This window comes from Flavobacterium cheniae, assembly GCF_004363695.1.
GTDB classification, from domain to species: Bacteria; Bacteroidota; Bacteroidia; order Flavobacteriales; family Flavobacteriaceae; genus Flavobacterium; species Flavobacterium cheniae.
The window spans coordinates 802,855-815,058 of record NZ_SNZC01000002.1; the positions used below are offsets into that span (position 1 = coordinate 802,855).

Annotated in this window: 9 protein-coding genes; 6 read left to right on the forward strand and 3 right to left on the reverse strand. The window is 33.5% G+C overall.

Annotated elements, in window-relative coordinates; translation table 11 throughout:
- Positions 1-23: 23 nt before the first annotated feature.
- Together C8D80_RS08625 and C8D80_RS08630 are read right to left on the reverse strand one after the other, a co-directional pair.
- Complete coding sequence (locus C8D80_RS08625; protein WP_133609370.1) at positions 24-1,928, reverse strand: S9 family peptidase; 1,905 nt, start codon at positions 1,926-1,928, stop codon at positions 24-26.
- 93 nt (positions 1,929-2,021) lie between these two features.
- A complete protein-coding gene (locus C8D80_RS08630) occupies positions 2,022-5,243 on the reverse strand; it encodes a reprolysin-like metallopeptidase (protein ID WP_133609372.1) in 3,222 nt (1,073 codons plus the stop codon).
- Positions 5,244-5,515: 272 nt separating this feature from the next.
- Between C8D80_RS08630 and C8D80_RS08635 the strand changes: the two genes are divergently transcribed.
- Positions 5,516-6,778, forward strand: coding sequence for a dicarboxylate/amino acid:cation symporter (locus C8D80_RS08635; RefSeq protein ID WP_133609374.1), 1,263 nt, complete (start codon positions 5,516-5,518; stop codon positions 6,776-6,778).
- A gap of 2 nt (positions 6,779-6,780) precedes the next feature.
- Positions 6,781-7,464: a DedA family protein gene (locus tag C8D80_RS08640; RefSeq protein ID WP_133609376.1), complete on the forward strand. Its 684-nt coding sequence runs from the start codon at positions 6,781-6,783 to the stop codon at positions 7,462-7,464.
- Here C8D80_RS08640 and C8D80_RS08645 read toward each other — a convergent pair whose 3' ends face one another.
- The gene (locus C8D80_RS08645; RefSeq protein WP_133609378.1) at positions 7,465-8,925 is read right to left on the reverse strand and encodes a TlpA family protein disulfide reductase; all 1,461 of its coding nucleotides are present in this window, start codon (positions 8,923-8,925) and stop codon (positions 7,465-7,467) included.
- A gap of 90 nt (positions 8,926-9,015) precedes the next feature.
- Here C8D80_RS08645 and C8D80_RS08650 point away from each other — a divergent pair, with 90 nt between their 5' ends.
- The 4 genes from C8D80_RS08650 to C8D80_RS08665 all read left to right on the forward strand — a co-directional run bounded on the left by C8D80_RS08650 (position 9,016) and on the right by C8D80_RS08665 (position 12,200).
- Positions 9,016-10,128, forward strand: coding sequence for an NAD(P)/FAD-dependent oxidoreductase (locus tag C8D80_RS08650; protein ID WP_133609380.1), 1,113 nt, complete (start codon positions 9,016-9,018; stop codon positions 10,126-10,128).
- Positions 10,129-10,132: 4 nt separating this feature from the next.
- Positions 10,133-10,873 (forward strand): monofunctional biosynthetic peptidoglycan transglycosylase, encoded by a 741-nt coding sequence (mtgA, locus tag C8D80_RS08655; RefSeq protein WP_133609383.1) that lies wholly within the window; start codon positions 10,133-10,135, stop codon positions 10,871-10,873.
- A 96-nt stretch (positions 10,874-10,969) separates the two neighbouring features.
- Positions 10,970-11,290 carry a hypothetical protein gene (locus tag C8D80_RS08660; protein WP_133609385.1) on the forward strand — a complete coding sequence of 107 codons (321 nt, stop codon included), beginning with the start codon at positions 10,970-10,972 and terminating at the stop codon, positions 11,288-11,290.
- 106 nt (positions 11,291-11,396) lie between these two features.
- The gene (locus C8D80_RS08665; RefSeq protein WP_133609387.1) at positions 11,397-12,200 is read left to right on the forward strand and encodes a TIGR00266 family protein; all 804 of its coding nucleotides are present in this window, start codon (positions 11,397-11,399) and stop codon (positions 12,198-12,200) included.
- Positions 12,201-12,204 lie beyond the last annotated feature (4 nt).

Consider the following 12,204-nt stretch of genomic DNA (forward strand, 5'->3'; position numbering starts at 1 on the left):
AACTTGCTCTTGCCCTTGAACTTTTAAAGTGTTTCTTTCAACCAACCAAAAAATTCTTTTTGCCAAACCAATGCATTTTGTGGTTTTAACACCCAATGGTTTTCATCTGGGAACAATAAGAATTTACTTTTTATTCCTTTTAATTGCGCTGCTTGAAAAGCTTCTTGTCCTTGCCCAATTGGCACACGGTAATCTTTTCCACCCTGGATAATTAATATTGGCGTGTTCCAGTTGTTGATTAACTTAATTGGATTGAATTCGTTATACGTTTTTTGTGCTTTTGCATTGTCTTTTTCCCAATAAGCGCCACCAGAATCCCAATTCGTAAAGAAAACTTCTTCCGTAGTTCCATACATACTTTCCGTATTGAAAATTCCACAGTGTGAAATGAATGTTTTGAAACGATTTTTGTGAATTCCAGCTAATTGAAATACTGAATATCCACCATAACTCGCACCAACAGCTCCTAAACGGTTTTTGTCTACATACGATTCTTTTGCTACATCGTCAATTGCAGCTATGTAATCATCCATTACTTGTCCACCCCAATCTCCTGAAATTTGTTCGTTCCAAGCGGTTCCGTGTCCTGGCATTCCTCTACGATTTGGAGCTACAATAATATAACCTTGCGAAGCCATTAATTGGAAATTCCAACGGAAAGAATACGATTGTGTTAACGCACTTTGTGGTCCTCCTTGGCAGTATAAAAGCGTTGGATATTTTTTAGTTTTATCGAAATTTGGTGGTAAAATTACCCAAACTAACATCTTTTTACCATCGGTAGTTGTTACCCAACGTTTTTCGGTTTTACAAGAACTGATTTTAGCATAAGCTTCATCATTAACTTTCGTAATTTTTTTCCAAGTTTTCTTAGCTAAATCATACGAATATACTTCTGGTGCGTGATTCATATCGTTTCTCGTTACTAAAACAGAAGTTCCAGAAAAACCAACAATCGCATTTACATCAAAATCGCCATCGGTTAATTGTGTTACTCGAACCGCAATTTTTGTTAAACCTGGAAAATTGACTTCGAAAAGTTGTTTTGTTCCTTTAATTGGCGCAATGAAGTATACTTTTTTTCCATCTTTACTCCAAGTAAAACTATCTACTGTTCCGTCCCAACCTGCTGTCAAATTAATATCTAAACCTTTATGACGCACGATAATATCGTTTTTATCCGCTTCAAAACCATCGCGTTTCATTTGTAACCAAGACAAATCTCCTTTTGGTGAAAAAATTGGATGAGTATCGTAACCTAAATTACTTTCAGTAAGGTTTTTTGTGATTTTTGATGCTAAATCGTATTCGTATAAATCGGTGTTGGTGCTTGTTGCGTAAGCAGTTCCGGCTTTCTTTTTGCAAACGTAGATGATTTTTGTTCCATCAGGCGACCAAATATAATCTTCATCACCGCCAAATGGTTTTTGAGGCGCATCAAAAGGTTCGTTTGGCATAATGTCAATTCCAACGGCATCTTTTTTGTTCTCCGAATAGAAAACATGATTGTGCGTTCCATCATTCCAAGTGTCCCAATGACGGTAATCTAATCCCGTATACACTTGAGCGGTAGTTTTTGATAATTCAGGATAAATGTCTTTTCCTAATAACTTCTCTACTTTTACTTCTTTCGAAAATAAAAGATTTTTTCCATCAGGAGAAACGTTTTTATCAGCTAATAATGATTTATAATCTTCCACCAAAGTAGCAGTTCCACCTTGAACCGGAATAGTGTAATATTTAGAATTGATTTTATTTTCTTCCACAGAAGGCATTCCCACTTTGAAAACCAATAATTTTCCATCTTTTGAAATTCCTAAAGGAGTAACTCTACCTAATTGCCATAAGGTTTCGGGCGTCATTACGTTTTGTGCGGTTGCAGCAGTTATACTCATAATACAAGTAATTAGTAAAGCTAATTTTTTCATGGGTGTAAATATTAATGGCATAAAAATACAAAAATATAGCCATAAAAAAACCGCTCAGTAATTGAGCGGTTTTTAGTTTTCCTTTTATTGAAATTATTGTTTGATAAAACGTTTCATGTTAGTTCCGTTTGCAGTAGTAACTTCAATCATGTAAGTTCCTGTTGCTAAGTGGCCAACACTAATCGTGTTATTTTCTACTTTTCCATTACCTAAATCTTGACCCACAGCGCTGAAAATTCTGTAAGAAGCTTCGTCTTCAAAGTCAGAAATGTTTAATACATCTCCTTTAACAGGATTTGGATATAAACTAAAAGTTAATGGAGTAGTTTCAATTTCTCTTGCAGTTGAAGTTACGTTAATCGTATAATCTTCTACTTGTCCGTAAGAGAAAGCTTCACAAGATGTTGGTACACCATTGTATTTCATTGAAACTCTCATTCTTTTAGCTCCAACAGTTGTAGTTGCGGGAATTGCGAAACTTCCGCTAACTGGAGTTACTGTTGTTGCAGTTCTAGTGAATACAGTTTCACCAGCATCAATAAAATCACCATCGTTGTTATAATCGATAAATACAGCATAACCTTCGCTATACACAGTGCTAGTCCAAGATGGAGTAATAGTAATAGTGTTAGTTGTGCCTCTTACAATATTTGTTGAAATAGATGTAAAGTTTTCGTAACCAGCAGTTCCAGTAGAAGCATTGTTAATTGTTCCAAATTGAACTCTTCCGATTCTTTCGTCAGCCGTACTGTTTCCTTGTGAAGTACAATAAGTAACAGTAGTAGCTGCTAAAGTTGTTACGTTAACTGTATTACTTACAGCCGATAAATTTCCAGCTGCATCTTTAGCTCTAACTGTGAATGAATAAGCTGTTGAAGCTGTTAATCCAGTTGCAGTGTATGTTGTTCCAGTTACAGTTGTAACTAAAGTTGTTCCTCTGTAAACATTGTATCCTGTTACACCTACGTTGTCAGTTGAAGCTGTCCAAGACAAGTTGGTACTTGTTTGTGTAGTTCCAGAAGCAGATAATGTTGGAGTTGACGGTACAGTTGTATCTGTAGTTGTTGCAGCTAGAGTAGTTACATTAACTGTGTTACTTGTAACTGATAAATTCCCAGCAGCATCTCTTGCTCTTACTGTAAATGAATACGCTGTTGAAGCTGTTAAACCTGTTGCAGTGTATGTAGTTCCAGTCACTGTTGTAAGTAAAGTTGTTCCTCTGTAAACGTTGTAACCTGTTACACCAACGTTGTCAGTTGAAGCTGTCCAAGACAAGTTGGTACTTGTTTGAGTAGTTCCAGAAGCAGATAAAGTTGGAGTTGAAGGAACAGTTGTGTCAGTAGTAGTTCCAGCTGTAATTGTAAAGTTCGTATTAGAAACATCAAAGAAAATATGGTTAGTTCCTTTAATCATGATTCTGTTTTGAGTTCCTGCTGTATTTGGAATCGTTACCGCTTGTGTTCCATCATTTGGAGTAGCTGCTAATAATGTTGACCAAGTTGTACCTCCGTTAGTAGAGATTAAAATATCAACATTCGCACAGTTCACACCATTTGCAGTTGTTCCTGCTACGTTCCAAGTAATGGTTTGAGATGAACCTCCAACATAAGAAACAGCTGTGTTTGGAGCTGTAATTACAAAAGGTCCAGCAGTTCCATTTACAGTTACAATCATATCGTCACTGTTGTTTGTTGAACCACCCGCTCTGTTATCTCTAACGGTAAATCTGAAATTCATAGTTCTTGCAACTGAAGGTAAAGCTTCAACCACAATTTCTGAACCAGATGTAGTAGTAGCACCTGTTAAAACCGATTGTAATCTTGGGAAATATCTTGTAGCTGATGTTGAAGGGCTATACGATCTGAAAGTTGGTCCAGATGTTTTTGTAGCACTTGCAGCAGAACTTGCTCCTGTTTGAGCAGAAGAAGCATTGTCGAATTGCTCCCAAATGTAAGTTAGTGCATCACCATTAGCATCGGTTCCAGAACCTGTTAGCATGAATGGAGTACTTTTTGGAATGGTAAAATCTAATCCAGCATTTGCAGTTGGAATTGCATTTCCTGTAGCAGTAAGTGTTGGACAAGTTTTGGTTTTGATATTATTAGTTACTTGTTGGATACTAATAGCATGGAAATAAGGGTCAGAATTTAACTGAACGTCTTGACTTGTAATTCCAGCATATCCCATGATTGTTGAGCCTGAGCCTGGCTCCATGTTAGCACCTGTTCCTTCATTACTCATTGAAAAAGTATGGTTAGCTCCAAATTGGTGTCCTAGTTCATGCGCTACATAATCGATGTCAAACGCGTCTCCTGAAGGAACTCCGTTTGCTGGAGAAGTATAACCACTTCCTTTTCCTAACGGAACTGTTGAAGTTGGGTTTACACAAACACATCCAATACAACCCGCATTTCCACCACCACCTGAAGCACCAAATAAGTGTCCAACATCGTAGTTAGCATTTCCAATAGTATTAGTTAAAGTAGTTTGTAATTGTTGGTTCCAATTCGACATTGAACTTGAAACTGAATATGGATCTGTTGAAGCACTAGTATAAATAACTAAATCAGTATTAGAAATCAATACCATTCTTACATTGAAGTCTTTCTCAAAAACACCATTAACACGCGTCATTGTATTGTTGATAGCTGCTAATGCTTGCGCTTTTGTTCCACCAAAATAAGCAGTATATTCACCTGTTACCGACATGGCTAAACGGAATGTTCTTAAATTACCGTCATCTGCATTTGGTCTTAAATTGGCACCTTCTAAAGATGGAGTTACGCGATCTAAGACAGCACATTCAAATTTTGTAAAAGCTGTTTTTTTATCTGATTTTGTATAAACAGTATACGTTTGCAAATCTTGAGAGTATGGTTCTACAAATACAGCAGGTTTTCCCGGATTTAGTACCATTGATTTGAATCCTAGCGGCGAAGTACTGATGTATGCACTTGCTGTTGGATTGTCAATTCCAATTCCGATATATGATTTAATTTCTGGATATCTTGCTGCTAATTCAGGGTCCATGTTAGAATTTTCAAAGATTCTAAATTGTTCCATTGTGCCGTCTGCATTAGGTAAAGACAAAACAATAGTTGATTTTTGACTTGAAAAACGATCTGGCGCATTTCTTAAAAAATTAGTTGCCCCTGAGACATCTAAATCTAAAAGTTGGTGGGTAGGAAGTTCCAGTTTGTTTTCTAAAGCAATTTTGCTTTTGCTTTCAGCTGACTTCCAAAAGATTCCTTTGTCTTGAGCCTGTAGGAAACTCGAAGTTGCTAGTAAAGCAAGTAGGAGAAATTTTTGTTTCATAAAAATATAGTTTGGGTTTTTAGTTGGAACAAATATATTTAAGTTTTTCAATATTGCAATATCAATTATTAAAAAAATACTGTAAAAAATTATGATATTCACACTTATAAATTAAAATAATTGAACATGTGTTAAAGTTTATATTTATATGTTTGAAATATTGCATATTAGTGTTTTTAATTTTTAATACAAGAAATGGAAGAATATGTAATTATCTTTTTAAGGTTCAAAAAAATATACCTATTTTCACAATCTTAAAAGCAAACTTGATAATGAAAAAATTAGCACTACACTGGCAAATATTACTTGGAATGGTTTTCGGAGTTTTATTCGCTTTTATATTGATTCAATTTACTTGGGGAAAAGACGTTATTGTTGATTGGGTAAAACCATTCGGAACCATTTTTATTAATTTATTAAAGTTAATTGCTGTTCCTTTAATTTTGGCTTCATTAATCAAAGGAATTTCTGACTTAAAAGATATTTCGAAGTTGTCTAAAATGGGAGGAAGAACCATTGGTTTATATGTTTTAACAACGGTTTTAGCAGTTTCAATCGGATTGGTAATCGTAAATATTATTAAACCAGGGAGTTATATTTCCGAACAAACAAGAACAGAATTAGTTGCAAGTTATACTGCTGATGCCAATTCAAAAATTGAAGCAGCAAACAAGCAAAGCGAAGTTGGACCATTACAATCATTAATTGACATTGTTCCTGATAATATTATTAAAGCTTCTTCGGATAATGGAAATATGTTGCAAGTGATTTTCTTTGCTGTCATATTCGGAATTGCAATGATTTTACTTCCTGAAGATAAATCAAAACCCGTTAAGGACTTTTTTGATAGTTTTAATGAAATTATCTTAAAAATGATTGATTTAATCATGTTGTTTTCTCCGTTTGGAGTTTTCGCTTTATTAGCAGCCATTGTTGCCGAATCACCGAGTTTGGATTTGTTCAAAGCACTTGGAATGTATGGTTTAACAGTTATTATAGGTCTAATTTTAGTAATGTGTATTTACTTAGTTCTAGTTAAAGTGTTTGCTAAAAAAAGCCCAAGGTTCTTTATTGATGGAATTTCACCAGCACAATTATTAGCTTTTTCAACTAGTTCAAGCGCGGCTACTTTACCGGTTACAATGGAAAGAACGGTTGATAATTTAGGTGTTGATGATGAAGTAGCAAGTTTTGTTTTACCTATTGGTGCTACCATTAATATGGATGGAACCAGTTTGTATCAAGCGGTTGCTGCTGTTTTTATTGCGCAATCTTTTGGTATGGATTTATCTTTAGCTACTCAATTAGGAATTATTGTTACAGCAACTTTAGCTTCTATCGGAAGTGCTGCTGTTCCTGGTGCAGGAATGGTAATGTTGGTTATCGTATTGGCACAAGCTGGAATTCCTGAAGCGGGATTAGCCTTAATTTTTGCCATCGACCGACCTTTGGATATGTGTAGAACTACTGTAAACGTTACAGGTGATGCAGCGGTTTCTATGATTGTAGCAAAATCTGTAAATAAACTAGCATAGCTATGAACGATTTTCATTGGACCAAGCTTTTTAATCCTGAATTCTATATTACGATGGAAGTCGGTGGAATTCCTATTGGAATTTATATGGTTTTATTCATCGTTTTTGCTGAAACAGGTTTATTTGCAGGATTCTTTTTGCCAGGTGACAGTCTTTTGTTTTTGTCTGGAATTTATAGTCGCGAGTTGGTAGAAACATTTTTCTTAATTCCAAGTGATTTATCGAATGTTACCATTTTGGCTTTATTGATTGCTACTGCGGCAACTTTAGGGAATATTTTTGGGTATTGGTTTGGAGCCAAAAGTGGTCAGTTTTTATATAATAAAGAAGACAGTTTCTTTTTCAAAAAGAAATATTTATACGAATCCCAAGCCTTTTTTGAAAAACACGGTGGGAAAGCTATCATTTTTGCCCGTTTTCTTCCAATTGTAAGAACATTTGTGCCAATTATCGCTGGAATTGTTCACATGCAAAAAAGCAAATTCATGTTTTACAACGTGTTGAGTTCGATTTTATGGTCGTTTCTTTTAGTTTTTGCGGGTCATTATTTGTACGGATTCTTTAACGAAGAATTTGGCATCGATTTAAAGAAACACATCGAAAAAATCATCCTAATTTTAATTGCAGTAACTACTTTTCCATTGGTTATGAAAGCAATTAAAGCAAGAAAAAATACAACGGATTAATTATTTACTTTGTAACAAGTTATTCAACTCTTGCTTGATTTTTTCAGAATCAGGAGAAGGTGCTTTTGAATTTGAAATTTCACCATTCGAATTTATTAAAACATATCTCGGAATAAAATCAATAGCTAATTTTTTTAAATATTCTGAAGTTTTTGGATTAATTATCAAATAGCTGTTTTCGGTTAGCTTTTCAAATTGATTTGCTTTTTTCCAAGCTTCAAAGTTAGCATCCGTAGATAAGTATAAAAACACAATTTCTTTTTCTTTGAATTCTTCGTGTAATTTTCTCGAACTTGGAAATGCAGCTCTACAAGGTGCACACCAGCTCGCCCAAAAATCTACATATATTATTTTACCTTTGTTAGCTTCAATAATTGCCGTTAATGTAGTTGCTTTTTTGTTTTCGTCATACAAAACGACTTCAGAAGTGTTTTGTTTTAAAGCTTCAATGTCAACTAAAAATGCATTTTCAAAGCCTTCAATTAATTTTTTATCGTTTGAATATTTTTTAAAAATTGAAACATAAGTTGATAGTTTATTTGAATCTGTTTTTGCAATACGATTCAAATAAACGTACAGTAAATATTCTTTAGCTTTAGTAGAAAACAAGTCCGATTCTTCAACTTGAAGAAAACTATTTTCGTTATCTTCATATTGAATGTTTACATCTTTTGTTTTGGTTTTGTTATTAGCGGTTTTTAGTTCAAAATCTTTAATTTCTTTATCGTATTTCTTTATTTTAAACTCGTTTTTCACATATAATTCTAAGAAATAGCGGTACGATTTTAACCAAATTAATTGTTCGTTTTTAAGGTTGTTTTTAAAATCAGAAAAATTTGTTTTTGTATCTGTATTTAAGGTATAAAAAGTAATGTAATTCAACTGCGAATCATACATTTCTTTCGAAATTTTATTTGAATTTAAAAGTTCATCTAATGCTGTTTTAGAATTTTGAATAAAGTTGGCTAACTCCGTTTTATATTCTTTTTCTTCTTTTGAATTTCTACTTCTTTTATTAGTTTGAAAAAAGACAAAATTATCAATCGGAAAACTTAAATTTAGTTGGTGTTCTAAATTTAAATCAAACGGTTTTACTACTCTGTTTTGAATTTTGAAATTTGGAAATCCTTTTTCGTAATCAATTTCAACCACATCATTTGCATTCAAAATCACTCTTGAACTTTTATTCAATTCTTTCCAATTATGTATTAAAAAAATCTTATCCGATTCAATATTCAATTGTATCGTGTCATTTTTTTCTTTGTTGTTTGGTGAAAGATAAGTTTCTCTATACGAATTGTATTCTGAATAATTAATCAGTGAATTCATTCTTTTAAATCCAGAAGTTTCTTCAAAATGGTAATTACTTTTATTGAAAATTAAGGTTATGTTTTTTGTGGAATTTTGGGCTGAAATAATTTGGGCAAAAAACAACGTTGTTAAAAGTAAATAAATTCTCATTTTTTCAGATTTTTATATCATAACGCAAATAACGAGATTTAGTGTGTAACTAAAAACAAATTCTTACATTTACTTTTTAAATTTAGAACAATGCAACTCAGTTATTGGGAAATAAAAAATTGGTTTTCAAATATCGATTTTACTATTGTAGGTAGTGGAATTGTGGGTTTGCATACCGCATTAGCGTTGCGTGAACGATTTCCTTCATCAAAAATTTTAATTCTTGAAAAAGGCATTTTACCACAAGGAGCGAGTACAAAAAATGCAGGATTTGCTTGTTTTGGAAGTATTTCCGAAATCATAGACGATTTAAAAACCCATACAGAAGAAGAGGTAATTCAATTGATTCAAAAACGATATGCTGGATTACAGTTGCTAAGAAAAAATCTCGGCGATTCGGAAATTGATTTGAAACCTTATGGTGGATATGAACTCTTTTTAAAAGAAGACGAGTCGTTTTATAATGAGTGTATTCAGAAAATATCCTTCATTAATGATATAATTAAACCACTTTTTAAAACTGATGTTTTCTCCAAAGAAGTAGATCGATTTAATTTTGGAGGTATTTTTGAAAATTTGATTTTCAATCCGTTTGAAGCCCAAATTGATACTGGAAATATGATGCAAGCTTTACTAAAAAAAGCACATCAAAATGATATTCTGATTTTAAATAGTCAAACCGTAACAAGTTTTCAAGAATTGAATGATACTGTTGAGGTTGAAACGAATGGAATTACATTCAAAACCAATAAATTGTTATTTACTACTAATGGATTCGCTTCGCAATTAACCAATAATCAGGTTAAGCCAGCAAGAGCTCAAGTTTTAATTACAAAACCAATTCCGAATTTAGATATTAAAGGTACTTTTCATTTAGATAAAGGGTATTTTTATTTTAGAAATATCAACGATAGAATTCTTTTTGGAGGCGGAAGAAACTTAGATTTCGAAGGTGAAACAACAACTTCACACGATACAACAGAATTGATTCAAAATCGTTTGGAAGAGTTATTAAAAACAGTAATTTTGCCACATAAAGCGTTTGAAATTGAACACCGATGGAGCGGAACAATGGGTGTGGGAACACATAAAAAACCTATTGTAGAACAACTATCAAATAACGTTTATTGTGGTGTGAGAATGGGTGGAATGGGCGTTGCAATAGGTAGTTTAGTCGGACAAGAATTAGCAGATTTAGTTTAAAAATATGGCGAAAAAAACTACTCCAAGTAAAAATACTTCAGCAAAAAAACCTGCAAAAAAAAGAACCACAGGTCAAAAGATTTTACGTTTCTTTTGGTTGCTTTTTCTATGGTTTAACATTATCAGTTTTTCAGTGGTGTTACTTTTCAAATTTGTTCCAGTTCCATTTACACCACTTATGGGAATGAGGGCTTTAGAACACAATGAAGAAGGAAAAGACATGGTTTGTAGTCACGAGTGGGTGCCAATAGATGAAATTTCCTTAAATCTTCAAAAAGCAGTTATTGCTAGCGAAGATGGTCGTTTTTTAGAACATTCTGGTTTCGATTTTGAGGCCATGCAAAAAGCCTTTAAGAATAATCAAAAAGGTAAACGTTTAAAAGGTGGAAGCACCATTTCGCAACAAACGGCAAAAAATGTTTTTCTTTGGCAAGGCAGAAGTTATGTTCGAAAAGGATTAGAAGCGTATTACACCGTTTTAATTGAACTAATTTGGGGTAAAAAACGCATTATGGAAGTCTATTTAAATAGTATCGAAATGGGCGATGGCGTTTACGGTGCCGAAGCAGCTGCAAAACATTGGTATCGAAAAGATGCATCTAGTTTAACGCGTTATGAGGCTGCAGGAATTGCCGCTATTTTACCAAATCCAAGAAAATACAAAGCTTCAAATTCTTCATCTTATATAAATAGAAGAAAAGCTAAAATCAGCAGAGAAATTGGCTATGTGAAGTTAGATTACTAATATTACCCTTTTGTAAACCGAAAAAGGTTATTCATGAACTTTTCCGTAAAAATTCATTAAAAAGTACTATTTTTAGTAAACTAAAACTATAAAAATATGAAAAAAATTATCCTGTTATCAAGTTTTGTTGTATTAACATCTTTTGGTACTATAACCAATACTGAAAATACTTCAATTGTAAAAACAGAAACAGTTGTTGGAGAAAGTTTCTCGCTTATAAATGATTCTAAAGACAAAATTTCCATTCACACTGGAACAGGTTTCGTGTCTTTGAATAAAGGCTCTAAAACAAGTATTGGTTGTAATGTTGGAAAAGAAGTTCGCTGGGCGAACGAAGGTAAAAAAGGAGATGTAATCTTTAAAATTACAGCCGATATGTGCGGAAAAACCTTAAAATTATCCGAGTTGACGAAATAAGATTTTCTAATTATAAATTAAAACCGAAAGCACAATTGTTTTCGGTTTTTTGTTTTTACAGTAACATTTTATTTCTCTGTTCGACTAATTAAGAAAACTAAAAATTATGCAAGCACACGAGATTGATTACCATATTTATGGTGAAGAAATGCAATATGTGGAAATCGAATTAGATCCGCAAGAAGTAGTAATTGCCGAAGCAGGAAGTTTCATGATGATGGAAAACGGCATCAAAATGGAAACTATTTTTGGAGACGGAAGTCAAGAACAACAAGCCGGAATTTTCGGTAAATTACTTTCAGCTGGAAAGCGTGTCCTAACAGGTGAAAGTTTATTTATGACAGCTTATCAAAATTTAGATATGGGAAAACGTAAAGTGTCTTTTGCTTCTCCATATCCTGGAAAAATTGTTCCAATAGATTTGCAGCAATTTGGAGGAAAGTTTATTTGTCAAAAAGATTCGTTTTTATGCGCTGCAAAAGGCGTTTCGGTAGGAATTGAATTTTCTAAGAAATTAGGAACTGGTTTGTTTGGCGGTGAAGGTTTTATTATGCAAAAGATAGAAGGTGATGGAATGGCATTTGTACATTCAGGAGGAACTTTAGCTAGAAAAGAATTACAATCTGGAGAATTACTTCGTGTAGACACAGGCTGTTTAGTAGGGTTTACCAAAGATGTAGATTATGATATTGAGTTTGTTGGAGGAATTAAAAACACTATTTTTGGAGGTGAAGGTGTTTTCTTTGCGACACTTCGCGGACCTGGAATTGTTTACATTCAGTCGTTACCATTTACACGTTTGGCTGATAGAATTATTGCATCGGCACCAAAAGCAGGAGGAAGTGGAAGAGAGGAAGGAAGTTTGCTTGGTGGCTTAGGAAGAATGCTTGATGGTGATAACCGTTTTTAATTTA

Bases quoted from the DNA above. Each gene is read 5' to 3' on its own strand.
- C8D80_RS08625 (WP_133609370.1), bottom strand. From the start codon at position 1,928: ATGAAAAAATTAGCTTTACTAATTACTTGTATTATGAGTATAACTGCT.
- C8D80_RS08630 (WP_133609372.1), bottom strand. From the start codon at position 5,243: ATGAAACAAAAATTTCTCCTACTTGCTTTACTAGCAACTTCGAGTTTC.
- C8D80_RS08635 (WP_133609374.1), top strand. From the start codon at position 5,516: ATGAAAAAATTAGCACTACACTGGCAAATATTACTTGGAATGGTTTTC.
- C8D80_RS08640 (WP_133609376.1), top strand. From the start codon at position 6,781: ATGAACGATTTTCATTGGACCAAGCTTTTTAATCCTGAATTCTATATT.
- C8D80_RS08645 (WP_133609378.1), bottom strand. From the start codon at position 8,925: ATGAGAATTTATTTACTTTTAACAACGTTGTTTTTTGCCCAAATTATT.
- C8D80_RS08650 (WP_133609380.1), top strand. From the start codon at position 9,016: ATGCAACTCAGTTATTGGGAAATAAAAAATTGGTTTTCAAATATCGAT.
- mtgA (WP_133609383.1), top strand. From the start codon at position 10,133: ATGGCGAAAAAAACTACTCCAAGTAAAAATACTTCAGCAAAAAAACCT.
- C8D80_RS08660 (WP_133609385.1), top strand. From the start codon at position 10,970: ATGAAAAAAATTATCCTGTTATCAAGTTTTGTTGTATTAACATCTTTT.
- C8D80_RS08665 (WP_133609387.1), top strand. From the start codon at position 11,397: ATGCAAGCACACGAGATTGATTACCATATTTATGGTGAAGAAATGCAA.